Below are 26,704 nucleotides of genomic sequence, written 5' to 3'. Positions count from 1 at the left end.
AAGTACTAACGAAGGACGGCGCGATGCCCGGTATCTCTGAAACCCCCAGCACTTCGAGGCAGGTTTCGGACATGCCGAGCCCGCGCCGTCTTTTGTCTACCAGCAAGGTTTACGAAGGCCGAATTTGGGACGTCGTCAGTGACTCGTTCCAGCTCAGTGAGGACACTGACACCCTGGTCCGTGACTATATCGACCACCCGGGCGCCGTGGCGGTGCTTCCCATGAACGTGGACGGCGAGATTTTGCTGCTCAAGCAGTACCGTCACCCTGTGGGGATGGATCTCTGGGAGATTCCGGCGGGCCTGTTGGATGTGGAAGGCGAAGAATTCGTGGTGGGCGCGGCCCGGGAGCTTGCCGAAGAAGCGGACCTCAACGCAGCCACGTGGAACGTCCTGGCGGACTTCTTCAACTCGCCGGGTTCGTCCAGCGAGGCTATCCGGATCTATCTTGCGCGTGGCCTCAGCGACGTGCCGGAGGCAGACCGCCACACGCGCACCGACGAAGAGGCAGAGATCGAGCTGCACTGGGTCCCCCTTGAAGAAGCCGTGCGGGCCGTGCTCGAAGGCCGTTTGCACAATCCCTCTGCCGTGGTGGGGATCCTGGCGGCCGCAGCTGCCAAAGCTGACGGATTCACCAGCCTGCGGCCTGCCAACGCGCCCTGGCCGGCTCACCCGAGCCAGCGCTAAGCATGCCCGAAGCCACCACGCGCACGATCAACGGCATCGACCGGGCCATCACTGACTACCTGCAGCATATGGGCGTGGAGCGAGGCTTGGCCGCCAACACCTTGGCCGCGTACCGCCGCGATTTGGCCCGATACTCAAACTTCCTCGCCGCCCAAGGGGTAGAGCAGCCCGGCAACATCACCCGGCATCATGTAACGGCCTTTGTTCAGGCGCTGTCCGACGGATCCGACGGCGCGGCAACACTGGGTGTCCGCTCAGCGGCCCGCACGGTGGTTGCCGTCCGGGGTCTGCACAAGTTTTGGGCTCTGGAAGGAACCACGACGGCGGATCCCGCCAGCGATGTTCACCCGCCCATGCCGGGCAAGCGGCTTCCCAAAGCCATCAGCGTGGGCGAAGTGACGCGCATTCTTGAAGCTGCCGGCTCAGATAGCGCGACGGGCCTCCGGGACCGCGCGCTTCTTGAATTTCTGTACTCCACCGGCGCCCGCATCAGCGAGGCCGTGGGCCTCGACGTGGATGATGTTTCCCTGGAGGACACCGGCGGCGATCCGGCCATCGTGAGGCTGTTCGGCAAGGGTTCCAAGGAGCGTTTGGTACCCCTCGGCTCCTACGGCGCCCGCGCCGTCGGCGCATATGTTGTCCGCGGCAGGCCGCTGTTGGCGTCCAAGGGTAAAGGCACGCCTGCCCTGTTTCTTAACGCGCGCGGCGGACGGATCAGCAGGCAAAGCGCATGGACCATCCTCAAAGTTGCGGCGGAGAAAGCCAACATCACCAAGGACGTTTCGCCGCACACCCTGCGCCATTCCTTCGCCACTCATCTTCTTGAAGGCGGGGCTGATGTCAGGGTGGTGCAGGAGCTCTTGGGTCACGCCTCAGTGACCACCACGCAGGTTTACACCTTGGTCACCGCGGATACGTTGCGCGAGGTTTACGCGGCAGCGCACCCCAGGGCGCTCGGCTAAATCTGCCAAAGCCGGGCCCATGGCCGGCTAGCCGATCACATTCAGCGTCAGCTCCACGGCGTCCACAAACAGGGCCAACAGGGATGTCCCCAGACCGGCCACCAGCAACAGGCCTGGGTGGGCCAGGCCTACCACCACGCGCTTGAGGCGAGGGCGCCCTTTGAGGAACTTCTTGGGAACGCGCGTCTTCACGGGGACCTGCCGCCAGCCTCGCAGTCGCCGCAGGAACCATGCACAGCGGACGATGAATGCCATCCACAGAATGGAAAGCACCAGCGGAACCGCGGCCAGCATGAGGTTGAAGCCCAGCGCCGTGACTTCTTTCTCGGAATCACCGATCACCGACTGGACCGTGGTGGAGATTGACGCACTCATCACCACGGACGCGGCCCACACCATGAACGCAGCAACCAAGGCCAGGAACCGCACAAAGAAGTGTCCCAGCACGGTGGCATCGACGGCTCTCAGGTGGCTCCGCGGCGTGGCATGCAGCACCACCAAGGTGGAAATGAGCGTCGGGAGGGCCGCCACCAGGACCAGCAAGTACCAGGTCCATCCGGCCAGGTCCACCACTTCGTCCAGGACGATGAGACTGGCCCACACAACGGTCCAGACCCAGCCGGCGTAGAGCGGATGAGCCACAAGCCAGCGCGGAAGCCAGGCGTCCCGGTCCGGCTTGGCGGTGGCAGGCTTGTCGTCGTCCGTGCCACCGGTGTTTGTCACAGCATCTGCTACGTCGTTAACGGCGGCCACCCCGGCTCGCGCGTCACCCCCACCTTCAGTCATGCGCTCACTGTAGCAACGGGCCGCAGCAGTGGGGGAGATCAGGTTAAGGTAGGCAGCATGACTGCAGCCCATGTGACTTTGTGCTTCCTCCTCCGCGACGGCGCGCACGGCGAAGACGTTCTGCTCGGAACCAAGAAGACCGGCTTCGGCCGGGGCAAGGTGGTGGGCGTCGGAGGGCACGTCGAGCCGGGGGAGACCGCCTCCGAGGCGGCGTGCCGGGAGGTCAAGGAGGAGATCAACGTGGTGGTCAGGGCGGATGACCTGATTCCGGCAGGGACCGTCGATTTCGTCTTTCCGGCACGACCGGACTGGGACATGGCCACTACCGTCTACCTGACGCGTTCATGGGTGGGGGAACCGTCGGAAAGCGAGGAAATCGCTCCCGCGTGGTTCCCGGTCAAGCAGCTACCGGTGGAGCGCATGTGGGCCGATGCCGAACATTGGCTGCCCGCCATGATCGCCGGTCAGAGGATCAAAGTCCGGGTTGCCTTGGCCCCGGACAACGAGAATGTGGCCAACGTGCATACGGTGGAGTGGGCGGACCCCGGGGAGTAGGACAAACGACGGCGGGACGGTCGCCTTTCGGTGACCGTCCCGCCGTCGTTCCTGCTGCTTTAATTCCAGAGGCCTAAGGCACGTGGCGCTCTTCCGGACCGTTGTATTCGCTCAACGGACGGATCAGCGAGTTGGAGGCCACCTGTTCCATGATGTGGGCGGTCCAACCGGTGATGCGGCTGGCGACGAACAGCGGGGTGAACGTCTGCGTGTCGAAGCCCATGAGGTGGTACGTCGGGCCGGCCGGGTAGTCGAGGTTGGGCTTGATGGCTTTGGCCTCATCCATGGCCTGTTCCAAGCCGTTGTAGAGCCCCAGCAGTTCGGGGCGTCCGTAGTGGGCGATCATCTTGTCCAGCGCGGCTTTCATGGTGGGCACGCGGGAGTCGCCGTGCTTGTAGACGCGGTGTCCGAAGCCCATGACTTTCTTCTTTTGGGCGAGGGCGTCTTCCATCCATGCGCGGGCGCGGGTGGCGGCTTCCTCCAGGGATTCTTCGCTGCGGATGCCAATCTCGTCAAAGGTGTGCATAACGGCCTCATTGGCTCCACCGTGCAGGGGGCCCTTAAGAGCGCCGATCGCCGCAGTGACCGCTGAGTGGAGGTCCGAAAGGGTGGACGTGACCACGCGGGCGGTAAAGGTGGAGGCGTTGAAGGAGTGCTCCGCGTAGAGAATCATGGAGACGTTGAACGCTTCCACCACCTCATCCACGGGGTCTTCTCCGAAGGTCATCCACAGGAAGTTCGCCGAGTAGTCCAGGTCCTCGCGGGGTTCCACGGGTTCCTGGCCGCGGCGGCGGCGCTGGTCGTAGGCCACCACGGCGGGCATGGCTGCCCAGAGGTCGATTGCCTTTTTCATGTTCGCTTCGGGGCTGGAATCCTCAGCCAACTCGTGCCGGGCGCCGAGCACGGATGCCGCCGTACGGCAGACATCCATGGGATGTGCTGTGGTGGGCAAGGTATCCACGACTGTCTTGACCACTGGGTCCAGTGCGCGGCCTGCGCGTTCACGGGCAGTAAATTCTGCCAGCTGGGCTTCGTCGGGCAGTTCACCGTTCCACAAGAGGTAAGCGACCTCTTCGAAGCTGCATTTGGCGGCCAGTTCCTGGACCGGGTACCCGCGATACAGCAGCGAGTTGGTGTCCGGGTTGACCTTCGAGACGGCGGTGTAATCCACTACGACGCCGGCAAGGCCTTTTTTGATATCAACAGCTGCCATGCTGCCCTCCTTCGTTCATGATGCACGCGGCCCGGAAGCCCCGGACTGCCTGCTTTCCCCTGTATGAGTCCCGGAACCTAGCGAGTGCCAGGAACCTGGAAGTTGAAAACGCCGGTATCGAACTGGTTGTATGCCTCGTAGTCCACGAGTTCATAGAGGCGCGCACGGGTGAGCATGTCTCCAACGTGCGCCTCTTGGGTCCCCGCAGCCTTGATCGATTCCAGCGTACGCTCTGCAGCGCCCATGGCAATGCGGAGCAAGGTGACCGGGTAAATGACCATGTTCACGCCAACACTCTGAAGCTGGTCCACAGTGAAGAGGTCGCTCTTTCCGAACTCGGTCATATTGGCCAGGATGGGCACGTCCACGGCGTCACGGATGGCCTGGAATTCGTCCAACGTTGCCATGGCTTCCGGGAAGATCGCATCAGCGCCCGCGTCCACCAGGGCTTTCGCGCGGTCCTGCGCGGCCTGGATTCCTTCGACGGCGCGGATGTCGGTGCGGGCCATGATGAGGAAGTTCGGGTCCCGGCGGGCATCTGCTGCGGCGCGGATGCGTTTGGTGGCGGTGTCAATGTCCACCACGTTTTTGCCGTCCAGGTGGCCGCAGCGCTTCGGGTTGAATTGGTCCTCGATGTGGCAGCCGGCCAGGCCTGCGTTCTCAAGTTCCTGGATGGTCCGGGCCACGTTCATGGGCTCACCGAAGCCGGTGTCCGCGTCCACCAGGGAGGGCAGGTCCGTCATGCGGGCGATCTGCCCGGCGCGGGTGGCTACTTCGGTGAGCGTGGTGAGGCCGATATCGGGCAGGCCGAGGTCGTTGGCCAGGACGGCCCCGGAGATGTAGACGCCGGCGAAGCCTTTTTCCTCGATCAGCCGTGCCGAGAGCGGGTTGAACGCTCCTGGGAACTGCTGCACGGTCCCGGATGCCAGCAACTCCCGCAGCTTGAGGCGCTTCTGTTCGGGGGTGACTTTGGAGTACAGCATTTAGAACAGTCCCTTGGGTGCGTTGTTGAGGTCGATCACGCCGGGTGCTGCGGTGATGTTCAGTTGGTCCAGTTCGCCTTCGCCGAGTTCGGTGACGCGTTCGACGGCGGCGAGGAACCTTTCGATTTCGGCTTCCTCTACGAGACCGGCAGCGAGGGTGCGGAACTTGTTGATGTACTGCTCGCGGGCGAAGGGCCGGGCGCCGAGCGGGTGGGCGTCGGCCACGGCGATCTCGTCCGTGACAACAGACCCATCCGTGAGGGTGATTTCCACGGAACCGCCGAAGGCCTTCTCCGCGATGTCCAGGGAGTGGTAGCGGCGGGTCCATTCCGGGTCTTCGACGGTGGTGACCTTGTGCCAGAGTTCCACGGTGTCCGGGCGGGCGGCGCGTTCGGGGGCGTAGGAGTCCACGTGGTGCCAGGCGCCGTCCTGCAGGGCGACGGTGAAGATGTACGGGATGGAGTGGTCCAGGGTTTCGCGGGACGCGGTGGGAGAGTACTTCTGGGGATCGTTCGCGCCGGAACCGATCACGTAGTGGGTGTGGTGGCTGGTTTTGATCAGCACGGATTCCACGTTGGCCGGATCGGTGGTTTCGGGATGTTCGCGGTTGAGCTTGCGGGCGAGGTCGATCCACGCCTGGGCCTGGTATTCGGCGGAGTGTTCCTTGGTGTAGGTGTCCAGGATGGCGCGCTTGGCCTCCCCTGGCAGCGGCAACGGAACCTCATAGGAGGCGTCCGGGCCGTCCAGCATCCAGGCGATCACGCCGTCTTCGCCTTCATAGATCGGCACGGGGGAGGTCTGTCCGCGCATGGAGCGGTCCACCGCCTCGACGGCCATCTTGCCCGCGAACGCCGGAGCGTGCGCCTTCCAGGTGGAGATCTCGCCCTTGCGGGACTGCCGGGTAGCGGTGGTGGTGTGCAAGGCCTGGCCCACGGACTGGAAGATCGTCTCAACATCCAGTCCCAACAATGTCCCGATGCCTGCGGCGGCGGAGGGGCCGAGGTGGGCCACATGGTCAATCTTGTGCTTGTGCAGGCAGATGGCCTTGACCAGGTTCACCTGGATCTCGTAGCCGGTGGCGATGGCACGGACAAGGTCGGCGCCGTTGGAGCCCACGTGCTGGGCGACGGCCAGGATCGGCGGGATGTTATCTCCAGGGTGGGAGTAATCCGCGGCCAGGAAGGTGTCGTGGTAATCGAGTTCCCGCACGGCCACACCGTTGGCCCAGGCGGCCCACTCGGGGGAGACCTGCTCGCTGATGCCGAAAACGTGGGCGCCCTTGCCGTTGGCAGACGGGGAATGGGTCAGGGCCTGCGCGCGGGCCGCGACGATCGGTGCCCGGTTCAACGAGGCGATAGCCACCGAGGCGTTGTCGATAATTCGGTTAATCACCATGTCAGTGACCTCCGGTGTCACCTCGACGGGGTCCGCGGCGACCACGGCGATCTTGTGCGCCAACTGCTCCTCACGGGGCAGGTTCTCTTCGCTCTTGTAGACGCGGACGTGGTTGTTCTTGACCATGGTGCTCCTTCTGGTGGGACGTTCTACCGTGCCGTGTGGGTGGCTTTGACGTGGGTGAGGCTGCGATGCAGGTGGACAGTGGTGGCGGCTTCCGCCAGGCGCGGGTTGCCGGCGGCGATGGCTTCGGCGATGGCCGCGTGCTCGGCAGCGGCCGCGTGGAGGCGGGCAGCGTCGTCGGCTGCGAGACGCCGGACGCGGACCAAATGGACGCGCAGGCTCCGCATGGCGTTGGCCAGGTACGAATTGGAAATCGCGGCATCGATTGCCTCATCCAGGCGGCCCACCAAGGCGTAGTACTCGTGCCGCGCGGGATCGCTGTCGCTAAGCAGTTCAGGGGCCCGCAGCAGTTGGGCGTGCAACTTGCCGAAGACGCCGGGCTCACCGCGCTCAGCGGCCAAGGCGGCAGCCCGAACCTCCAGGGTTTCGCGCAGTTCGAACAGCTCGTCGATGGTGTCCAGCGAGATATCGGTGACGACGACGCCGCGGCCGCCTGCCGCCGTCGTCAATCCTTCTGCAGTGAGCCGGCCCAGCGCCTCCCGGACGGGCGTGCGGGACACGCCAAGGCGTTCGGACTGTTCCACTTCGGCGAGGACTGTGCCCGGGCGAAGGCGCCATTCAATGATGTCTTCACGAAGGGAGGCATAAGCCCTGTCACTGGCGCGCATGCCCTCAGTGTATACACAGGACTCTCAAATAGTCATCAGGGCCACTAAATTTCCCCTCTGTGTATACATGATCGCTCAGGCGTGATTCCAGCCGTACTCATTCTCGGGGCGCCCGGGGGTACCGTACCGAGGTGCCCGGGTGACCGTGCCGGCGTCGGCCAAGTACTCCAGATAGCGGCGGGCCGTGACACGGGACATGCCCAGTGCATCCATCACTTCACTGGCGGACACCGGTTGGTGCCCAGCCCGCACCAGGTCCTTCACAGATTCAAGAGTGGATCCGGACAAGCCCTTGGGCAGCGGTAATTCCGTAGGAGCGCGAAGGCTCGCAAACGCCTGGTCCACGTCGCTTTGCGATGCCCCCGCTTTGGAAATCCCGGACATCGAGCCCGCCAATTGCTCACGGAAGGTCCGGTAGCTGCTGAGTTTGTCCGCGAAAGTTGCGTAGGTAAACGGCTTGATGAGGTACTGCACCACGCCGATGGACACGGCACTGCGGACAATGTTTAACTCCCGCACGGCGGTAATGGCGATGATGTCGGCAAAAACGCCGGCCGAACGCATCCGGCGGGCGACGTCCAGGCCGTGCAGATCCGGCAGGTTCATGTCCAACAGGACCAGGTCCACGGGCGAACCCGATGCTGCAAATTCGCCGAGTATGCGCAGGGCAGACTGCCCGTCCGGCGCCGTCCCAACCAAAGTGAAGCCGTCCAAACGGCCAATGTAGATGGAGTGGGCGTCAGAGGCTATCGGTTCGTCCTCCACTACCAGGACGCGGATCTCTGTCATGCCTTCTCTTCCTCGGGAGCCGGCGCAGGCAGCACAACATTGAACTGTGCTCCGCCGGGATTGCTGATGGTCATCGTACCGTTGAGCCGGTCCACGGCCTGGCGCACCAATGCGAGCCCGACACCCCTGCCATGGCTGCCACGCGGATCTCCCTCGGAGGATTTGGTACTGAATCCGTACTGCAGGACATCGTCGATGGAATCCGGATTTATGCCCATGCCAGAGTCACGCACGGTGAATTCGACGGCGGCGGCCCCGGCATCCACGTCCAACTCCACCTTCCGCGGGAAGTCGCCGGCAGCGGCGGCATCTATCGCGTTGTCCAGCAGGTTCCCCAGAATGGTCACCAGGTCCTGGATCTCCAGGCCGCGGACTCCGGCACTGCCCGACGTCCGGACCTCCAGTTCCACTCCACGCTCGTGGGCCTCCGCGGCCTTGCCCATCACCAAGGCACTCATCACCGGTTCGTCCACCGAAGCCACCATGTCATCGGTCAGTTGCTGGCTCAACTCAAGGTCCTTGGTAGCAAAATCCAGGGCCTGCGGAGTTCGACCCAGCTCCAGCAAGGAGACGATCATATGCAGTCGGTTGGCGTGTTCATGGGTCTGTGCGCGCAGGGCGTCAGAAAGGGTCTTCATTGTTTGGAGTTCCGTGCCCAGCGATTCAATTTCCGTGCAGTCCCTGAGGGTGGCCACCGTGCCGTAGATGGCAGGTTTCTGCCGGCTGCGTTCAGGCACCGGACCCACGGCGGGGGCCTGGTTGACCACCAAAATCCTTGAACCCGTCAGGTGGATTTCATCGTGGGCGGGACGACCGGACTCGAACAGCGCTCGCAGGCTTCCATCAAAGGGGAGCTCGGCCAGTTTCGGTGCTGCGTCAGGTGACCGGTCGGCGTCGGAGGGAGCCAGCCCCAACAGCTCTGCGGCTTGGTCGTTGTACATCACAGCCTTGCCATGGGTGTCGATCAGGATCACGCCTTCGCGGACCGAGTGAAGGACGGACTCGTAGTACGCGAACAACTGCGCCAGCTGCTCAGGACCCCATCCGCGCGTGACCGATCGAAGGTATCGGCCCAGAAGCCATGAGGCAACGGAGCCAAAGAACAACACCACCAAGGCGATGACGCCAATCACCCCCAGCCTCTCGGCGACGTCCGTGTCCACAGTGCGCACCGTCACGCCGGCAGCTACCAGGGCCTTGACGCCTCCGCCGGCATCCATCACGGGTGCAATGGTGCGCACCGAAGGGCCCAGAGTGCCTGCCGTGACCTCGGTGAAGGTTTCACCCCGCAAGGCTGGCTCGATGGTTCCGATGTAGGGCTTGCCCAGCTCTTCGGCCCGGGGGTGCGTCCAGCGGGTCCGGTCGGGGGCCATGATGGTGATGAAATCGGCGTCGGCGTCGTCCATCACCTCCAGCGCATAGGGCTGAAGGACCGCCGAAGGGTCCGCTGCTGTAGCCGCTTCCAGGACCAAGGGGCTGTCTGCCAACGAGGTGGCAATCGCGAGCATCCGGCCGCCCGCCTCGTCGTAGGCCCGGTCCCTGGCTTCCACCACGGAAAACGTCCCGAAGACGGCGGTCAGCACCAGGACGAACAACAGATTCGCCACAAACAAACGGCGGGCGATGCTCCAGCTGTGAAACACGTGGGCCTCCATGACCAATATGACCGCAATGGTGATGTGTGTCACCAGCGGCTCAATGATGGATATCACACAAGGGCAGCGGATTGGACATCAGTGCAGGACCGCAGCGCCTTACACAGTATCCAAAGGAGAATCCCATGACCTCTCAACGAGGAGAGTCGGCAGTTGCTGCCAAAGCTGGACGCAAGGGGCTCGACAAGTCGCACTACCTGTACATCGCGGTCATCCTGGCCGTCGTGCTCGGCGCGGTCGTCGGCCTGGTGTTCCCGGAAGTTGGAAAGTCCCTCAAGCCTCTCGGTGACGGCTTCATCAAGCTCATCAAGATGATGATTGCTCCGGTTATCTTCTGCACCATCGTCCTGGGTATCGGGTCCATCGCGAAGGCTGCCACTGTTGGCAAAGTGGGCGGGCTCGCCCTGGGCTACTTCGTGGCCATGTCAACTTTCGCGCTGGCGATCGGCCTCGTAGTGGGCAACCTCATCCACCCGGGTGAAGGCCTCAAGCTGACCCCGTACGATCCCACCAAGAAGGCTGACACGAACAGCACAGTGGACTTCCTCCTGGGCATCATTCCCGGTGACATTCCAGTCCTTCCCACTCTTCTTGCCGCGATTCTGGTCGGTTTCGCCCTGCAGAAGATGGGTAAGCAGGGAGCCCCGATCCTCGGAGCCATCGGACACGGGCAGCGACTCGTTTTCCGCATCCTCATCATGATCATGTGGCTGGCCCCGGTGGGCGCGTTCGGCGCCATCGCCGCCGTCGTTGGTGCAACCGGCGCCCAGGCGATCCTCAGCATGTTCACCCTCATGGTGGCCTTCTACATCACCTGCGCATTGTTCATTGTGGTCATCCTCGGAACGCTGCTCCGCGCAGTGGCCGGCGTCAACATCTTCAAGCTCATGAAGTATCTGGCCCGCGAGTACCTTTTGATCTTCTCCACCTCGTCCTCCGAGGCTGCATTGCCCCGACTGATCGCCAAGATGGAGCACCTGGGTGTCTCCAAGCCGGTGGTCGGTGTAACGGTCCCCACGGGTTACTCCTTCAACCTTGATGGCACGGCAATCTACCTGACCATGGCCTCCTTGTTCGTCGCCAACGCCATGGGCACCCCGCTGGACCTCGGCGCCCAGATCTCCCTCCTGGTCTTCATGATCATTGCTTCCAAGGGTGCTGCAGGCGTCACTGGTGCCGGGCTCGCAACCCTGGCCGCGGGTCTCCAGGCACACAAGCCGGAGCTCCTGGGCGGCGTGGGCATGATCGTCGGAATCGATCGCTTCATGTCCGAGGCCCGTGCTCTGACGAACTTCACCGGCAACGCCGTGGCAACTGTGCTGATCGGTACTTGGGTCAAGGAAATCGACAATGGCCAGGTGGAGCGAGTCCTCTCAGGCAGCGAGCCCTTCGATGAGCAGACCATGATCGCCCACGGTGGCGAAGAAGAGGCTGCTCCTGAGGCCGACACCCGCGAGAAGGCAGCTGTCTAGCAAGGACAGGCGCTCGCAGAACGGATGAGTCGATGGACGGCACCCCGCGGGGGTGCCGTCCATCGACATTTCGCGCACCGGAACAGGAACAAGTGATCAACCTTCGACCTCAACTAGAGGGTCAAGGCTCAACTGCGGAGCAATGTCAAGTTCCCCGAATAACCGTGTCGGGCGCTGTAGCCTAGGTGGGTAGCAGCGCTGTAGCCAGGGGCTCAGTGGCAGGGAAGATCGTCGTCGAAAGAGTGGTTAGATACGTGAGCATCGAACGGGGTTCAGCAACGCTGGAAGGCACCGAGCTCGATCTGGAAGACGCCATCATGGGGCCCACGGGCCGTCCTCACCGCGAATTCCCGGAACCCGCTCCTCTTGCCTCCCATGGTCCGGCCAGGGTCATTGCCATGGTCAATCAAAAGGGCGGGGTGGGTAAGACCACGTCCACCATTAACCTCGCGGCTGCGCTGGCTGAATACGGCCGGCGTGTCCTGTTGGTGGACTTTGATCCCCAGGGTGCGCTGTCCGCTGGCCTGGGCGCCAACCCGCACGAGCTCGACCTCACGGTTTACAACGTCCTGATGGATCGCAAGGTGGACATCCGCGACGCCATTCAGCAGACCGGTGTGGACGGCGTGGACCTCCTTCCCGCCAACATTGACCTCTCTGCTGCCGAAGTGCAGCTCGTCAACGAGGTAGCACGTGAACAGGTCCTGGACCGCGCGCTGAAGAGCGTCGAAGACGACTACGACGTCGTCCTGATCGACTGCCAGCCGTCCTTGGGCCTCCTGACAGTCAATGCCCTCACCGCTGCCCATGGCGTCATCATCCCGTTGATCTGCGAGTTCTTTGCACTCCGTGCCGTCGCACTCCTGGTGGAAACCATCGAGAAAGTGCAGGACCGCCTCAATCCGCGCCTGCAGGTGGACGGTGTCCTGGCCACTATGTACGATGCCCGCACCCTGCACAGCCGCGAAGTCATTTCGCGCCTGGTGGAGGCCTTCGGCGACAAAGTGTTCGAGACCGTTATCAAGCGTTCCATCAAGTTCGCTGACGCCACAGTCGCCGCCGAGCCGATTACCAGCTACGCCGGCAACCACATTGGTGCCGACGCCTACCGCCGCCTTGCCAAGGAACTGATCTCGCGCGGCGGCGCGCCGTAGCGGACGGTGGCACCGTCACTTGCCCCGACGGCGGAGACGCCCGCACCGGCGGACGCGGCCGGACCAGCGGTAACGCCCGACGCCGGTACCTCCGAAAGCCGTAAGGCCGGCTTCGAAGTTCGCCTGGCAAACTTCACAGGCCCTTTCGATCTCCTGCTCGGCCTCATTTCCAAGCACAAGCTGGACATCACGGAGGTAGCCCTTGCCACGGTCACCGACGAGTTCATCAAGTACATCCGGGGCCTCCAGAAATTGGGGGAGGACTGGGCGTTGGATGAAGCCAGCGAATTCCTGGTGATCGCTGCGACCCTACTGGATCTTAAGGCTGCCCGCCTCCTTCCTGCAGGTGAGGTGGAGGACGCCGAGGACATTGCCCTCCTGGAGGCCAGGGACCTGCTCTTCGCGCGGCTCCTGCAATACAAGGCTTTTAAGCAGGTGGCCGGCATCATGGGCGAAACCCTGGAGCAGGAAGCGCGCCGGTACCCCCGGCAGGTTGCGCTGGAGGAGCATTTCGCGGCGCTGCTTCCCGAACTCGTCTGGCGGCACACTCCCGGGCAATTTGCGGAGCTTGCGGCCAAAGCACTCAAACCCAAGGACACGGCACCCGCGGAAGTCGGCTTGGACCATCTCCACGCGCCGCCGGTCAGCGTCAAGGAACAGGCCGAGATCATGGGCTACCGCTTGAAGCTCGGTGCGCCGCTGTCGTTCCAAACCTTGATCGCAGATGCCGAGACCACCCTGGTGGTAGTGGCACGCTTCCTGGCGTTGCTGGAGATGTTCCGCGACCGTGTTGTTGCTTTCGAGCAGCCCGAACCACTGGCGCTACTCACGGTTCGTTGGACGGGCGAGGACGCTGGGTGGGATAGTTCCAGCCTGAGCGAGGAATATGAAGCAGGCGCCGAATCGCACGGAACCGGAAGCGGGGAAAACGTCAGTGAGTGAACAGGAAACGGCAGCGGATGGCCTGGCGGAACTCGAAGCGCTGCCCGGAGGCGCACGCGCAGCGCTTGAGGCGGTACTCATGGTCATTGACCAGCCCGCTACCTCAGAAGAGCTGGCCGCGGGTCTCAACGTGACGGTCGCCGTCGTCGAGGATTTGTTGGATGACCTGCAGCGGGAGTATAGCGGCTATACTGTTAAAGCCCCGGACGTGGATGCTGTCGGCTTTGCCGTTGCCAGCACCGAACCCCGGGGTTTTGAATTGCGGAACGTTGCCGGCGGGTGGCGGATTTATTCACGGTCGGACTTTGCCGACATCGTGGGCAGGTTCGTTCTCGAAGGGCAGACCACCAGGCTTACTCAGGCGGCGCTTGAAACACTGGCAGTCATTGCTTACCGGCAGCCGGTCTCCAGGGCCCGGGTTTCCGCCATTCGCGGCGTAAACGTTGATTCCGTGGTCCGGACTCTGACCCAAAGGGGTTTGATTGAGGACTCCGGAAACGATCCTGAATCGGGGGCGGTCCTGTACCGGACAACCTCCTATTTCCTGGAACGGATGGGCATCGGCTCGGTGGCGGAACTGCCCCAGCTCTCGCCGCACCTTCCAGGTCTGGAAGGGATTGACGAGTACTACGACGCCAGCCGGATGTAGCCCCAGGCTTCACCGGCACAGCACCAGAACTTAATACGGATATGCGGCACCGCAACGAGGTGCCACGGCAACAAGGGGCAGACGATGTCTGCCCGGCTGGCTAGTGTTGATTCCAACACCAAATGCCGGCCATTACTACACAAGGACGGGTCATGACACAGGCGGGACGCCAGAGTTCACCACGTAACAGTTCGGGACGCAACAGTTCTGGACGCAATGAGGCCAAGGGCGGCACAGGCCGCTCCAACGCCGGCGGCTTCTCGGGCCGCGGCGGCAGTGCCGGCGCAGGAAAGCGCAACTTTAACCAGGGCGAGGGCCGCCCGTTCAAGGCATCCAAGCCTCGGGAAGCGGCCCCCTTCGATCCCGACAACCCCACAACAGCTGGCGACTACGATCGCGGCCAGGCGGCAAAGCCGGCCAAGCCGTTCCGTAAGCCAGGCTCCAACAAGCCCGGCTTTGGGAAGGCTCCCGGTACTCCCGGAGCTTTGAAGCCAAAGGCGAAGCCCGCCAGACAGTACGGTTCCAAGGCGTTCGGCAGCGAACGCTTCGGCCAAAACCTTGGCCCCATTCGCAAGCCGACCCGCAACCGCGGTCCGCGCCAGGAAGTGCCGCAGTCGGACCTCCACGACGCTGACGGCGTGCGCCTGCAGAAGGTCATGGCCCAGGCAGGCGTGGCTTCCCGCCGCGTGTGTGAGGAAATGATCCTCGAGGGCCGCGTAGAGGTCGATGGCGTTGTCACCACCGAGCTCGGAATGCGCGTGGACCCCACGTCTGCCGTAATCCACGTGGACGGAATCCGGATCCAGCTCGACGAAACACTCGTCTACATGGTCTTCAACAAGCCCAAGGGCGTCGTTTCCACTATGGAAGACCCTGAAGGACGTCCCTGCATCAGCGACTTCCTCAAGAACAACAAGAACAAGGGCGAACGCCTGTTCCACGTTGGCCGCTTGGATGTCGCCACCGAGGGACTGCTGCTGCTGACGAACGACGGCGAACTCGCCAACCGCCTGACGCACCCTTCTTATGAGGTGCCAAAGACGTACTTGGTCCAGGTCCGTGGCCCCTTCCCGCAAGGCGTCGGCGCGAAGCTGAAGAACGGCGTCGAGCTTGAAGACGGTGTTGCTGCAGTGGACTCCTTCCGCTTGGTTGACTCGACCCCCGGCCACGTCCTGATCGAGGTTGTCCTTCACTCCGGCAAGAACCGTATTGTGCGCCGCATGTTCGACGCCGTCGGCTTCCCGGTGGAGCGGCTGGTCCGTGTCAAGGTAGGCCCCATCGGCTTGGGCGACCAGCGACAGGGCAGCATCCGCAACCTCGGCAGGCAGGAAGTCGGACACCTCCTGGCATCTGTAGGGCTCTAGGGCATGTCGGCATTCGGTACGCACGGCCGGGGCCATCTTGATGGTCCGGTCGTCGTTCTCGGCACAGGCTTGCTCGGGGCCAGCATTGGACTCGGGCTGCGCGGCCGCGGGGTTCCCGTGTTCCTTTTCGATCCTTCGCCCACCAACCAGGCGGTCGCGGTGGATATTGGCGCAGGCCGGCCACTGGCGGAGCTGGACGAAGAACCCCAGCTGGTAGTTGTTGCTGCGCCGCCGGACGTCACGGCCGACGTCGTGGAGAAAGCGCTGGCGGACTACCCGTCCGCCGTCGTGGTTGACATCGCAAGCGTCAAGGCCAGTATCCAGGCGCAACTGCGGCAACGTGGCGTGGATCTCTCCCGGTACGTTGGCACCCATCCCATGGCTGGTCGTGAGAAGTCAGGTCCGGTTGCGGCGAGGGGCGAGCTTTTCACCTCCATGCCGTGGGTTGTTTGCCCATCGGAGGAAACCGGAAGCGACGCCCTGCAAACGGCGCGTACGTTGGCCGGGGATCTTGGCGCGATCGTTTCCCAGTTCACGGCGGACGAGCACGATGAAGCCGTGGCCTTGGTGTCCCACTTGCCGCAGATCATGTCGTCCCTCCTGGCGAGCCGACTGCAGGGCACGCCTCTTCACGCACTGTCCTTGGCCGGCAACGGACTCCGGGACACTACCCGGATCGCAGCCAGTGATCCCACTCTGTGGGTGCAGATTCTTGGGGGCAACGCTGAAAAGGTGGTTTCCATCCTGCACGGCGTCCGCGAGGACCTGAACCGATTGATTGGGACACTGGAAGAACCCTTGGCGCCCGGTGCCCGGCTGGACCTGGCGCAGCTCATCAGTGAGGGTAACGCGGGGCAAGCACGGATTCCCGGCAAGCATGGCGGACCTCCGCAGGCGTACTCGTGGCTCACCATCCTGGTGGACGACAAGCCTGGACAGATCGCACACCTCCTGACGGAGATCGGCGAGATCGGCGTGAACCTCGAAGACCTTCGGCTGGACCATTCGTCGGGACAGAACGTAGGCATGGTGGAGCTTTCCGTGCTTCCCAGCAAGCATGACCTCCTTGTTGAAGCTTTGACTGACCGTGGATGGCGGGTACTCCAGTAATGACGCGTGAATTCTTTGGCCCGGAAACGGTTGCCCGCCCCGGCAAGCCGCTGGTAATTGCCATCGACGGCCCCTCGGGGTCGGGCAAGTCCAGCGTTAGCAAGGAAGTTGCCCGGCGTTTGAAGCTGGCGTACCTCGATACCGGCGCGATGTATCGCGCCCTGACGTGGTACTGCCTCAAGACCGGCGTTGACCTCCAGGATGGCGCTGCCGTGGAACAGGCTTCCAAGCTGATGCCCCTGGAGATCAGCACCACCACGGTCACGGAGTATGTGGCTGTGGACGGTACGGACATTACGGATGAAATCCGTGATCCTTTGATCTCGTCGTCCGTGAGCGCCGTCGCCACTACCTTGGGTGCCCGCACCGAGCTCATCCGCCGCCAGCGCGAGTTGATCGACCAGCACCACCACCGGATGGTGGTGGAAGGACGCGACATCACCACTGTCGTCGCTCCGAATGCCGAGGTCCGCATGCTCCTGACCGCCAGCGAGGAAGCAAGGCTCCGGCGGCGTGGAATCCAGTTGGGTGGCACGCAAAGCAAGGAAGAGCTCGCCGCCCAGGTTATCCAACGGGATGCCAAGGACTCCACGGTAGTGAACTTCACGCAAGCGGCCGACGGCGTGGTCACGCTCGATTCCTCGGACCTTAACTTCGAGGAAACGGTGGAAACCGCACTGGCGATTGTCAGCAAGGTTATTTATGGTGACTGAGAATGAGCTCCCGGCGCCATGGACCCGCCTGTGGAGCCGGCCCATCGGGTGGATCGTGGACCACGTCATCTATCGGACGTTCGTGGCAGGCAAAAGCAACGTGCCCGCCGCAGGGCCCGTGGTTTTCGCCGCGAACCACATCAGCTTCCTTGACGGGCCAGTGATGTTCGGCGCTTCGCCGCGCCCCATGCACATTCTGGTCAAGAAAGAGATGTTCAAAGGCTTCCTGGGCAAGGTTCTCCGTGGATCCGGACAGATCCCCGTGGACCGGACCGGCGACCGCACCGCCCTGCACCTCGGCAGGAAACTGCTCGACGCCGGACGTTGCGTAGGGATTCTTCCGGAAGGAACCCGGGGGAGCGGCTCGGCAGAAAGCATCAGCAACGGAGTTGCCTGGCTGGCCCTCAACTCGGGAGCAACGGTTATACCGGTCGCCATCCTCGGAACCCGACAGGGCAATGAGCATCGCGACCATATCCCCACACCACGCCGCAAGCTGTATGTCAGCTTCGGCGAACCCATCACGGTGAAGCGCCGGAAGGGCGAACCGGGGCGTGTTTCAATGGACAGGGCGGCTGCGGAGATCCGTGAAGCCCTGGCAGAACACGTCCAGGGCGCCATCCGGGCCACAGGCCAGGGCCTTCCCACAGAGCCTGCGCCCGGAAAACCAACTTCGCAGCACCGCCAAACAGCAGTAGCCGGGACGCCGGCAGACCACCACTAAGGAAAGTGCAATGAGCGATACGACTCAAAAATCCGGCCTCCACGGAGCCGGCGACGACGAATACACGCCCACCGGCACCGACCAGGTGGCTGAAAACCTGGCTGCCTTGGACGATGACGAGGCCGAGCTCCGTGCGGCCACCCTCCGGGCCGGCCTGGACGATTACGATCTCGATGAAGAAGATGCCGCGCTGCTCAGTGGCGAGTACGGCGATGAGGGCGACGAAGGTCCCCTCAAGCTGGATCCAGTCCTTGCCATCATTGGACGGCCCAACGTGGGCAAGTCAACGTTGGTAAACCGCATCCTGGGCCGCCGTGAAGCTGTCGTAGAGGATACCCCTGGGGTTACCCGCGACCGTGTCATGTACTCGGCCCGTTGGAATGGCCGCAACTTCACCCTGGTGGACACCGGGGGATGGGAACATGATGCCAAGGGCATCCACGCCCGCGTGGCTGAGCAGGCCGAAATGGCCGTGGAGCTTGCTGACGCAGTTCTCTTTGTGGTGGATTCCGCCGTCGGCGCGACCGCCACAGACGAGGGTGTCATGAAGATGCTCCGCAAGAGCAAGAAACCGGTCATCATGGTGGCCAACAAGGTGGACGACTTTGCGCAGGAAGCCGACTCCGCGACCCTTTGGGGCTTGGGCTTCGGTGAGCCGTACCCGGTTTCGGCCCTGCACGGCCGTGGCGTCGCCGATCTCCTGGACCATGTCATGGATACCCTCCCCGAGTACTCCTTGGTGGACGGTGTGGAGCGCTCAGGCGGACCGCGCCGTATCGCACTGATTGGCCGCCCGAACGTGGGCAAGTCTTCTTTGCTGAACAAGCTCGCAGGCTCCGAGCGTGTTGTGGTGGATCCGCTGGCCGGCACCACGCGTGACCCCGTTGACGAGTTCATCGAACTCGGCGACCGCACATGGCGCTTCGTGGATACCGCAGGTATCCGCCGCCGCCAGCACATGGCACAGGGTGCCGACTTCTACGCGTCCTTGCGCACTCAGGCCGCGCTCGAAAAGGCGGAGGTCGCCGTCGTGCTTCTTGCCGTTGACGAGGTCCTCAGCGAGCAGGATGTCCGCATCCTGCAGTTGGCCATCGAATCCGGCCGTGCCCTGGTGCTCGCGTTTAACAAGTGGGATCTGCTCGATGACGAACGCCGCCGTTACCTGGAGCGCGAAATCGAGCAGGATCTTGCCCACGTGGAGTGGGCTCCCCGCGTGAACATCTCAGCCAAGACCGGCTGGCATAAGGATCGGCTGGTCCCTGCGCTGGACATCGCCTTGGAGAGCTGGGACCGCCGCATCCCCACGGGTCGCCTCAACGCGTTCCTGGGCGAGCTCGTGGCAGCCCACCCGCACCCGGTCCGTGGCGGAAAGCAGCCGCGCATCCTCTTCGGCACCCAGGCATCCAGCCGCCCGCCGAAGTTCGTGCTGTTCACCACAGGCTTCCTGGATCCCGGATACCGTCGCTTCATCACGCGTCGCCTCCGCGAAACGTTCGGCTTCGAGGGCACTCCCATCGAGGTCAACATGCGTGTACGCGAGAAGCGTGGCAAGAAGCGCTAATTGAGACGGGCATCACAGTCGACTTTGGCTGAGATGGCGTTGGCGGCCTCCAACTTCGTGTAAGCTTTTGGAGGTGGTTCGGCCGGACTGCTTAGGTGGGACTCTACGGAGGAAAACTTAGGCGGAGAACGGTAGAACCAGCGGGCTGTAGCGCAGCTTGGTAGCGCACTTGACTGGGGGTCAAGGGGTCGCAGGTTCAAATCCTGTCAGCCCGACCATAAAGGCCGGAATCACGTGGAAACACGGCGATTCCGGCCTTTGGTCGTTAAAGATCCGAGTGGATCCCACGTGTCCGTTATGCCCGTCTTTCATCGCCGGGCATAACGAACGCGTCGAGGATGACTTAGACCACTTGCAGTGCGCCAAGCGCCCTGACGAGCGGCTCAAGTTCCGGCACCGACTCGGCAGCATCCAGGGCCGCTGCCAAGGTGTCATCGTGGACCGGCTTGGCTGCCTCTAGCAGCTTTTGTCCGGGAACGGTGAGTTCGGTGTAGATGCCGCGGCGGTCGTCGGCGCACAGAATGCGGGTGAGCAGGCCCCGGTCTTCGAGGCGGTTGACCAGGCGGGTCGTTGCACTGCTGGACAATGCGGTGGCGCGGGCGAGTTGCTGCATCCGCATGTGCCAGCCGTCCTGCCGGCTCAATGCATCCAGCACTGTGTATTCGACCACAGACAGGGCACTGGAAGCCTGGAGCGCCTTCTCCAGTTCTGCTTCGATGCTTCCGTGCAGGGCGGCCAGGGTTCGCCAACCCTGTGCCCGTACTTCTACGGCGTCATCCTTGATGCCCATGTCTGCTGTGCTCCTGCCTTGCCGTCGAGTGGTTCATGACGCATCCAAAAAGTAGTTGCTTGCGCAAGTACCTAGCGTGTGCAACTATATATAGAGCGTCTGCAACTATTATTCTACGGTTCCCGGCGGCGCACTTCCACTTTTCCGAGGGAACCACCCATTAAGGAGCTTCATATGCCCGCAGGGTTGATTGCCCTAGCCCTCGGCGGATTCGGCATTGGACTGACCGAGTTCGTGATCATGGGCCTCTTGCCCGAGGTTGCTGCCGACTTCCAGGTCAGCGAGGCATCGGCCGGCTGGTTTATTTCCGGCTATGCCCTCAGCGTCACCGTCGGCGCCCTCTTGGTTACGGCCGCAGTGACCCGGTTGCCGCGCAAGCCAGTTCTGATCGGCTTGCTCGTTCTCTTTATCGCCGGCAACTTCCTGTCCGCGATCGCCGATAGCTACACGGCAATGCTGATCGGCCGCATTGTCGCAGCACTGTGCCACGGTGCCTTCTTCGGCATTGGCTCGGTTGTGGCGGCCAGTCTGGTGCCGGCCCACAAGAAAGCCGGGGCCATCGCCATCATGTTCACCGGACTCACCGCCGCCAATGTGCTGGGTGTGCCGTTCGGAACCTTGCTCGGCCAGAACTTCGGCTGGCGCTCCACGTTCTGGGCCATCACTGCGATCGGTGTTGTTGCGCTGCTCGGCATCGCACTCATGGTCCCCAAAGCCAGTACAGAGCCCACCAAGGGTCTTCGCAGCGAACTGGGAGCATTCAAGTCCGGCCAGGTATGGCTCTCAATCCTCGTGACCATCCTCGGATTTGGCGGTATGTTCGGGGCCTTTACCTACATCGCCTTCACGCTGACTGAGGTTTCCGGGTTCGAGTCCAGTGCGGTGCCCTGGCTCCTGGTTCTCTTCGGTGGCGGCCTGTTCGTTGGAAACTTCCTCGGTGGGAAGGCTGCCGACAAGGCTTTGGATAAGACCCTCATCGTCATCCTTGCCGGGCTGGTGGTGGTGCTGGTCTTCTTCGCCCTGACCGCAGGCAGCAGCATTGCCACGCTGATCTCACTGGCGCTCATGGGCGGCTTTGGCTTCGCCACCGTTCCGGGGTTGCAGATGCGGGTCATGCACTTCGCTTCCACAGCCCCCACCCTGGCCTCCGGCGCGAACATTGGGGCCTTCAACCTGGGGAACGCCCTAGGAGCCTGGCTCGGCGGCGTGACCATCACCGCCGGTCTCGGCTACACCTCGCCGATTTGGGCCGGTGCCGGTATTACGGTCGCCGCGTTGATCGTCATGGTGGTGGCTGCTGCAGCAGCCAAGCGTGGGAAAGTTGCGGCACCTGCAGCAACGCCCGACGTCGAACGCGAACCGCGCGAGGCGCCTGTCGCCTGACGCTGGGCAATGGTTCAACGGAACGCTGACCAAGCTGACCACTGATTAAAGAAGGAAGCCCGCCGCGGACCACCGTGGCGGGCTTTCGCGTCCTAAACGTTGGGTGTGGGGTCTGGCCTTTCCGCCTCCGCCTGCTTCGCTGCCCTGACGCGCTCGCTTTCTGCCTGCTTCAGCACTTTCATTTGCTTGCCGCGCCGCCGCCACAAGGCCCAAAGGACCGTGACCCCTATGAAGACCACCACAGCGGCAATGGCAGAAACGGCGGTCCAGGTTGTGAAGAACCCTGCATCCACGCTCAAGGTGCGCTGGCCGGCATGGGCGGACTCTGTCGTTCCGAACGCGATGCCGGCCGTAAGCAGGTTGGGTGTGGCGATGGCTACGGCCACCAGGAGGATAACGATCTTCCATGGCCATGTCACGGCCTTGCGTGTGGCCTGCCAGGCCACCAGCAGGGGAATGAAGGTGAAGACGAAGCCGTAAAACATTCCCACCAGGACACTGGCCCCAAGGTCTCGTCGGATTTGACCGGCGATGACATCGGACCACCAGCGGGGGAGGATGGCACCCAGGATGAAGTAGGCGGCCACAGCGACAAGCAATGCCACCAGGATCAGGATAATTTTGACGCCCCAATTGCGCTTTTTCTGAGCTGGTACTTGTGCTTGTTCAGTCATGGGTCAATCATGGCAGAGACCCCATCAGGCGCAGGGGAAATGTGCCTATACTTTCAGCGGTGGCCAGCAGCGCGGCCGCCGTCGAGGTTCGTAATTGTCCCGATGAAAGGCCACCAGTGAGCAATATTCCAGAAGAACTTTCGTACACTGCGGAACACGAATGGGTGACCGCCCCCGATGCCGACGGCGTGGTGCGGATTGGCATTACCGACTTCGCACAGGACGCCCTGGGAGATGTCGTCTATGCCCAGATGCCTGAGCCGGGGACCAAGGTCAAAGGCAATGAGGTTGTTGGCGAAGTTGAATCCACCAAGAGCGTCAGTGATATCTACGCCCCGGTCAGTGGCGAAGTCATTAATCGCAATGACGCTTTGGACACCGATCCCGCGCTGATTAACTCGGACCCGTACGGTGAAGGTTGGCTCATTGAGGTAAAGCTTGCCGAAGCGGATGCAGTGGATTCCCTGCTCAGTGCATCGGAGTACGAACAACAGGTAGGCTAAAGTTATCTGGCCCGCCAAGCTGTTTTTCCTTCCATGGAAATGCGGTAGGGCGGGCCAGCAACCGATTTGCCCGGCGGTACCGGGAGGTGGAAGTGGCCGGCAAGGTTTGGATTTGCCGGCAGATGAGGAGGAAATTCCATGGTTGGCGGCGAACAGAATCAAGCCAATGTCGGGAACGGCGCGGAGGAACAGCCGACGTCGGAGACCACCTCGATCAGCATCACGCCAACGTGGGACGAGCCGAGCACTGCCCCCAAGTTGGCCCCTGAGGAGCGCGCGTCCGTAGATGCACTTCCGCCGAACTCGGCTTTGCTCATTGCCCACAGCGGTCCCAACGCAGGAGCCCGTTTCCTGCTTGATGCGGATACCACCACGGCAGGCCGGCACCCGGACGCTGACATCTTCCTCGATGACGTCACTGTGTCCCGCAAGCACGTCCAGTTCATCCGCTCAGCGTCCGGCTTCGAGTTGGTGGATATGGGTAGCCTTAATGGAACGTACGTTAACCACGACCGCGTAGACCGTGTGCAGCTCAAGAGCGGCAATGAGGTCCAGATCGGCAAGTTCCGGTTGACTTACTACCTGAGCCCTGTCCGCGCAGCAGGCCAAGTCTGACGGGGTATCTGCCTGTGGCTATTGCCCAGCCGGACCGCCGCGGACCGCAGGTCCTGAACATTGGGGAAGTCCTCGCGCAATTGAGCGACGACTTCCCGGGGATGACCGCGTCCAAGATCCGTTTCCTGGAGGAAAAGGGGCTCATCAATCCCAAGAGGACCCCGGCCGGCTACAGGCAGTATGCGGACCACGATGTTGAGCGCCTCCGCTTTGTCCTCGCGCTGCAGCGCGACCAGTACCTGCCGCTGAAGGTCATCAAGGATTACCTGGATGCCATTGACCGCGGTGAGCGGCCGGAGAATCTTCCTCCCGGCGTCACGGTTTCGCCCAGGGTAGTCTCGGCCGAGATGGCTGCGGACGTGCAGGGTCGCGCGCGGGCGTTGACAGAGGACCAGTTGCGGGCAGAGTCAGGCGCGAGTGTGCCGCTGTTGGAAGCACTCTTGAGCTTTGGCCTGATCAGCCACGTGGGTGGGCGGTTCGATGAACACGCGCTCCAAGTGGCGCGGGCCTGCGTTCAATTGGAGGGGCACGGCCTTGAGCCCCGCCATCTCCGCCCCTTCCAAGCTGCGGCTGAGCGCGAGTTCGGCCTGGTGGAACGAGCTGTTGCGCCGCTGACCTCCCGCCGCGATGCCGCTTCACAGGCGCGCGCTGCGGAAGCAGCCCGTGAGATCAGCGACCTCTGCCTCACGCTGCACCGCGCACTCGTTCACGACCGTATTTCCCGGATGGACAGCTGATGATTGAGGTCGAAATCGTCGGCGTCCGGATTGAATTGCCGTCCAACCAACCGTTGGTACTTCTTCGTGAACTCAACGGTGAGCGGCATGTCCCCATCTGGATCGGTACCCCGGAAGCCAGTGCCATTGCCTTGGCCCAGCAAGGTGTCGTCCCGCCCCGTCCCATGACGCACGACCTCTTGGTGGACGTCGTCGAGTCCCTGGGGCACTCCATCATCAGCGTCAACATTGTGGCGGTGGAGGACAACATCTTTTACGGACAACTGCAGTTCGACGACGGAACAGTGGTCAGTTCGCGCGCTTCGGACGCGCTTGCCTTGGCGCTCCGGGCCAAGTGCCGCATCTGGTGTGCCGATGCGGTGATGGACGAGGCCGGTGTCCGCATCACCGAGCATGATGAAGGCGAGGATTCGGAGCCGGATCCCACAGTGGACGAAGAACGCGAAATGCGCCGGTTCCGCGAGTTCCTGGACGACGTGGAACCAGAGGATTTCGAAGGCTGAGCCACCCTAAGCCTAAAGTTGAGGGTGAAACTTTCGACACGACCGGAATTTGGGGCCAAGGTCTTTGACCTCGGCCCTCGACGGGCCTAACGTCGAAGGTATCAAGTTCCCGTTGCATACACTGCCTGCGCAAGTCACACTGGAAGGTGCGGACTTGCGGGAATTACACTGCTGCATTTCGTTGTTGCGTCAGGGTATGCACCGTCCCCAAGGGAACTGAGAACAAGGAGGTCACGTGAGTCCGAAAGGCGAAGCAGGCGAGCTGAAGCAGTCCTCTTCCGGTATTGCTGCGCCCGCATCCGGCGCCCAGGGTTTGCTCTTCACAGAGGACCTTCCCGTGCTGGACGAGGACGCGGGTTACCGCGGTCCCACTGCATGCAAGGCCGCGGGAATCACGTACCGCCAGCTCGACTACTGGGCACGCACGGGCCTGGTTGAACCCGCAGTGCGCGGCGCCGCCGGTTCCGGGTCCCAGCGGCTCTATGGTTTCCGGGACATCCTGGTTCTCAAGGTGGTCAAACGACTCCTTGATACCGGTGTTTCGCTGCAGCAGATACGCACCGCCGTCGAGCACCTCCGTGAGAGGGGCGTCGAGGACCTTGCGCAAATCACGCTCATGAGCGATGGCGCCAGCGTCTACGAATGTACCTCTGCGGACGAAGTCATCGACCTCGTGCAGGGCGGACAGGGCGTCTTCGGCATCGCCGTTGGACGCGTATGGCGGGAAGTTGAGGGAAGCCTTGCCGCGCTTCCGAGCGAGCACGCCGCCGAGCAGTCCTTTCCGGACGACGAACTGAGCAAACGTCGCGTGGCGCGCCGTATTGGCTAGAACGCCAGCTACAGAATTTCACTGAGAGAACGGAAGCCCCGTCCCTGCTGGGACGGGGCTTCCGTTCTTAAGGTTTGTACCTCAGCGCTGGCGGCGGTCCCGCAGCGAAGGCTGCCCGGCCAGAAGGCTCTGCAGCAGGGCATCGAAGAGCTTGGCGGAGTTTTTGGCTGAATCTCCGGGCCAGTGGTGCACGGAATGGGCTGCACCCTGGATCTGCTGCCAGTTGGCCTGTTCAGGAATATGGGGTGTCAACAGCAACTCACCGAACATGGACTCCATCTCTGCCAAGCGGAAAGTGTGCTCTGCTGAGCCGGTCCGCACACGGTTGGCAACGATTCCTGCAGGCGCCAGATGGGGAGCAAATTCCTGCCGGAACAACTGAATGGCGCGCATGGTCCGTTCAGTGCCGGCCACGGAGAACAATCCAGGCTCGGCCACGAGGACCACGCGGTCGCTGGCACTCCAGGCCATGCGGGTCAGACCATTCAATGAGGGAGGGCAGTCCACCAGGACAAGCTCGTAGGTGGTGGTTCCGGCCAACACGGCAGAAAGCCGGCGGAGATCGCGGCGGCCCAGGTCCGGGCGGTCATAGATCCCGGTGAAGGCGGAACCCACCGCAACGTCCAGCGTGCCGTCGCTGGAACCGTTGGAGACCCAGCTGCTGCCCGCCACGTTGTCCTGGAGCCTGGCCTTGCGCGGGCTTTTCAGCATCCGGCCAATGTCCAACTGGCTGCCCGGCTGAACACCGAGTGCCGTGGTGGCGTCCGCGTGGGGATCGAGATCCACTACCAGAGTAGGAATTCCGGCTGCGAGGGCCGCGGACGCCAGACCAGTGGTCACGGACGTCTTTCCCACTCCACCTTTAAGGCTGCTGATGCTGACTACTTGCACTTGAAAACCCAAAACCTAACGCCGGTTGCCGTATCGCGCTGATTCGGCTCCGGAAGCGCCGGAGCCGGGGCTTGCCGAAGCCCCCTCAACATCATATGGTGCACAGCGGCCGAATCCCGCTTTCTACGCGCCCGGCCGAGGGGGAGAGGGGTGGGCATTAGCATGCCGTTGGATCGCGCGCACGCATATACAGCCCACATGACGAATCCTTTGTGATGGTTGCCACAAAGATTTGTGTTTGATGCTGGCGGCACTACACACTGTGACCACCGACC

28 protein-coding genes and 1 tRNA gene are annotated in these 26,704 nt (G+C 62.8%); 19 read left to right on the top strand and 10 right to left on the bottom strand.

The features are described 5' to 3' along the window. The first annotated feature begins 23 nt into the window (after nucleotides 1–23). Nucleotides 24–686, top strand: coding sequence for an NUDIX domain-containing protein (locus BLW08_RS22450; RefSeq protein WP_090825519.1), 663 nt, complete (start codon nucleotides 24–26; stop codon nucleotides 684–686). A 2-nt stretch (nucleotides 687–688) separates the two neighbouring features. Then, complete coding sequence (gene xerD / locus BLW08_RS22445) at nucleotides 689–1,648, top strand: site-specific tyrosine recombinase XerD (RefSeq protein WP_091328322.1); 960 nt, start codon at nucleotides 689–691, stop codon at nucleotides 1,646–1,648. 27 nt (nucleotides 1,649–1,675) lie between these two features. Here xerD and BLW08_RS22440 read toward each other — a convergent pair whose 3' ends face one another. Next, nucleotides 1,676–2,434: a hypothetical protein gene (locus BLW08_RS22440; RefSeq protein WP_090825724.1), complete on the bottom strand. Its 759-nt coding sequence runs from the start codon at nucleotides 2,432–2,434 to the stop codon at nucleotides 1,676–1,678. Nucleotides 2,435–2,491: 57 nt separating this feature from the next. On the opposite strand from BLW08_RS22440, the gene BLW08_RS22435 reads away from it, so the two are divergent. Beyond that, entirely contained in the window at nucleotides 2,492–2,989 is a 498-nt protein-coding gene (locus BLW08_RS22435; protein ID WP_091328321.1) for an 8-oxo-dGTP diphosphatase, read from the top strand. Between the two features lie 73 nt (nucleotides 2,990–3,062). Here the strand turns inward: BLW08_RS22435 and BLW08_RS22430 are convergent, their stop codons facing one another. The 6 genes from BLW08_RS22430 to BLW08_RS22405 form a co-directional block, all read right to left on the bottom strand. Further along, on the bottom strand, nucleotides 3,063–4,202 hold the full coding sequence (locus BLW08_RS22430; RefSeq protein ID WP_091328319.1) for a bifunctional 2-methylcitrate synthase/citrate synthase: 1,140 nt from the start codon (nucleotides 4,200–4,202) through the stop codon (nucleotides 3,063–3,065). 77 nt (nucleotides 4,203–4,279) lie between these two features. Further along, nucleotides 4,280–5,185, bottom strand: coding sequence for a methylisocitrate lyase (gene prpB / locus BLW08_RS22425; RefSeq protein WP_091328318.1), 906 nt, complete (start codon nucleotides 5,183–5,185; stop codon nucleotides 4,280–4,282). After that, nucleotides 5,186–6,706, bottom strand: a complete 1,521-nt coding sequence (locus tag BLW08_RS22420; protein ID WP_091328316.1) for an MmgE/PrpD family protein — start codon at nucleotides 6,704–6,706, stop codon at nucleotides 5,186–5,188. A gap of 23 nt (nucleotides 6,707–6,729) precedes the next feature. Further along, on the bottom strand, nucleotides 6,730–7,371 hold the full coding sequence (locus tag BLW08_RS22415) for a GntR family transcriptional regulator (RefSeq protein ID WP_091328314.1): 642 nt from the start codon (nucleotides 7,369–7,371) through the stop codon (nucleotides 6,730–6,732). Nucleotides 7,372–7,446: 75 nt separating this feature from the next. Continuing rightward, the gene (locus tag BLW08_RS22410) at nucleotides 7,447–8,160 is read right to left on the bottom strand and encodes a response regulator (RefSeq protein WP_090825537.1); all 714 of its coding nucleotides are present in this window, start codon (nucleotides 8,158–8,160) and stop codon (nucleotides 7,447–7,449) included. Further along, nucleotides 8,157–9,803, bottom strand: coding sequence for a sensor histidine kinase (locus BLW08_RS22405; RefSeq protein WP_091328337.1), 1,647 nt, complete (start codon nucleotides 9,801–9,803; stop codon nucleotides 8,157–8,159). The genes BLW08_RS22410 and BLW08_RS22405 overlap by 4 nt, the downstream gene beginning before the upstream one ends. 137 nt (nucleotides 9,804–9,940) lie before the next feature. Here BLW08_RS22405 and BLW08_RS22400 point away from each other — a divergent pair, with 137 nt between their 5' ends. The 10 genes from BLW08_RS22400 to BLW08_RS22355 all read left to right on the top strand — a co-directional run bounded on the left by BLW08_RS22400 (nucleotide 9,941) and on the right by BLW08_RS22355 (nucleotide 19,722). Then, nucleotides 9,941–11,287, top strand: a complete 1,347-nt coding sequence (locus tag BLW08_RS22400) for a cation:dicarboxylate symporter family transporter (protein ID WP_090825540.1) — start codon at nucleotides 9,941–9,943, stop codon at nucleotides 11,285–11,287. 254 nt (nucleotides 11,288–11,541) lie between these two features. After that, nucleotides 11,542–12,441, top strand: coding sequence for a ParA family protein (locus BLW08_RS22395; protein WP_091328312.1), 900 nt, complete (start codon nucleotides 11,542–11,544; stop codon nucleotides 12,439–12,441). Nucleotides 12,442–12,447: 6 nt separating this feature from the next. Next, nucleotides 12,448–13,383: a segregation and condensation protein A gene (locus tag BLW08_RS22390; protein ID WP_091328310.1), complete on the top strand. Its 936-nt coding sequence runs from the start codon at nucleotides 12,448–12,450 to the stop codon at nucleotides 13,381–13,383. Then, nucleotides 13,376–14,032 (top strand): SMC-Scp complex subunit ScpB, encoded by a 657-nt coding sequence (locus BLW08_RS22385; RefSeq protein WP_090825549.1) that lies wholly within the window; start codon nucleotides 13,376–13,378, stop codon nucleotides 14,030–14,032. Before BLW08_RS22390 ends, BLW08_RS22385 begins: the two co-directional genes overlap by 8 nt. Before the next feature lie 152 nt (nucleotides 14,033–14,184). After that, nucleotides 14,185–15,396, top strand: coding sequence for a pseudouridine synthase (locus BLW08_RS22380; RefSeq protein ID WP_090825551.1), 1,212 nt, complete (start codon nucleotides 14,185–14,187; stop codon nucleotides 15,394–15,396). Nucleotides 15,397–15,399: 3 nt separating this feature from the next. Next, complete coding sequence (locus tag BLW08_RS22375; RefSeq protein ID WP_090825554.1) at nucleotides 15,400–16,506, top strand: prephenate dehydrogenase; 1,107 nt, start codon at nucleotides 15,400–15,402, stop codon at nucleotides 16,504–16,506. Further along, nucleotides 16,506–17,219 carry a (d)CMP kinase gene (cmk, locus tag BLW08_RS22370; RefSeq protein WP_090825557.1) on the top strand — a complete coding sequence of 238 codons (714 nt, stop codon included), beginning with the start codon at nucleotides 16,506–16,508 and terminating at the stop codon, nucleotides 17,217–17,219. The genes BLW08_RS22375 and cmk overlap by 1 nt, the downstream gene beginning before the upstream one ends. Further along, entirely contained in the window at nucleotides 17,209–17,943 is a 735-nt protein-coding gene (locus tag BLW08_RS22365) for a lysophospholipid acyltransferase family protein (RefSeq protein WP_175538809.1), read from the top strand. The genes cmk and BLW08_RS22365 overlap by 11 nt, the downstream gene beginning before the upstream one ends. Nucleotides 17,944–17,953: 10 nt before the next feature. Further along, on the top strand, nucleotides 17,954–19,504 hold the full coding sequence (gene der, locus BLW08_RS22360) for a ribosome biogenesis GTPase Der (RefSeq protein WP_014921348.1): 1,551 nt from the start codon (nucleotides 17,954–17,956) through the stop codon (nucleotides 19,502–19,504). 141 nt (nucleotides 19,505–19,645) lie between these two features. Further along, nucleotides 19,646–19,722, top strand: a tRNA-Pro gene (locus BLW08_RS22355). Nucleotides 19,723–19,847: 125 nt separating this feature from the next. On the opposite strand, the gene BLW08_RS22350 is transcribed toward BLW08_RS22355, so the two are convergent. Next, complete coding sequence (locus BLW08_RS22350) at nucleotides 19,848–20,294, bottom strand: MarR family winged helix-turn-helix transcriptional regulator (protein ID WP_090825561.1); 447 nt, start codon at nucleotides 20,292–20,294, stop codon at nucleotides 19,848–19,850. Between the two features lie 174 nt (nucleotides 20,295–20,468). Between BLW08_RS22350 and BLW08_RS22345 the strand changes: the two genes are divergently transcribed. Next, a complete protein-coding gene (locus tag BLW08_RS22345) occupies nucleotides 20,469–21,677 on the top strand; it encodes an MFS transporter (protein ID WP_091328304.1) in 1,209 nt (402 codons plus the stop codon). Between the two features lie 92 nt (nucleotides 21,678–21,769). Here the strand turns inward: BLW08_RS22345 and BLW08_RS22340 are convergent, their stop codons facing one another. After that, the gene (locus tag BLW08_RS22340; RefSeq protein ID WP_091328302.1) at nucleotides 21,770–22,351 is read right to left on the bottom strand and encodes a hypothetical protein; all 582 of its coding nucleotides are present in this window, start codon (nucleotides 22,349–22,351) and stop codon (nucleotides 21,770–21,772) included. Nucleotides 22,352–22,467: 116 nt separating this feature from the next. Here BLW08_RS22340 and gcvH point away from each other — a divergent pair, with 116 nt between their 5' ends. From gcvH to BLW08_RS22315, 5 genes are all read left to right on the top strand, one after another. Continuing rightward, complete coding sequence (gcvH, locus tag BLW08_RS22335; protein ID WP_090825570.1) at nucleotides 22,468–22,854, top strand: glycine cleavage system protein GcvH; 387 nt, start codon at nucleotides 22,468–22,470, stop codon at nucleotides 22,852–22,854. 138 nt (nucleotides 22,855–22,992) lie between these two features. Continuing rightward, complete coding sequence (locus BLW08_RS22330) at nucleotides 22,993–23,469, top strand: FHA domain-containing protein (RefSeq protein WP_090825573.1); 477 nt, start codon at nucleotides 22,993–22,995, stop codon at nucleotides 23,467–23,469. A gap of 20 nt (nucleotides 23,470–23,489) precedes the next feature. Further along, entirely contained in the window at nucleotides 23,490–24,206 is a 717-nt protein-coding gene (locus BLW08_RS22325; protein WP_090825732.1) for a transcriptional regulator FtsR, read from the top strand. Further along, nucleotides 24,206–24,709, top strand: coding sequence for a bifunctional nuclease family protein (locus tag BLW08_RS22320; RefSeq protein WP_090825576.1), 504 nt, complete (start codon nucleotides 24,206–24,208; stop codon nucleotides 24,707–24,709). Before BLW08_RS22325 ends, BLW08_RS22320 begins: the two co-directional genes overlap by 1 nt. Nucleotides 24,710–24,944: 235 nt before the next feature. Further along, entirely contained in the window at nucleotides 24,945–25,538 is a 594-nt protein-coding gene (locus BLW08_RS22315; protein WP_090825581.1) for a MerR family transcriptional regulator, read from the top strand. An 81-nt stretch (nucleotides 25,539–25,619) separates the two neighbouring features. Here the strand turns inward: BLW08_RS22315 and BLW08_RS22310 are convergent, their stop codons facing one another. Next, nucleotides 25,620–26,429: a ParA family protein gene (locus BLW08_RS22310; protein WP_091328296.1), complete on the bottom strand. Its 810-nt coding sequence runs from the start codon at nucleotides 26,427–26,429 to the stop codon at nucleotides 25,620–25,622. Nucleotides 26,430–26,704 lie beyond the last annotated feature (275 nt).

Origin of the sequence: Arthrobacter sp. cf158 (assembly GCF_900106835.1) — a bacterium.
Taxonomy (GTDB): Bacteria; Actinomycetota; Actinomycetes; order Actinomycetales; family Micrococcaceae; genus Arthrobacter.
Note: the sequence above shows the minus strand (reverse complement) of the source record. Positions and strands in the feature narration are given on the sequence as shown.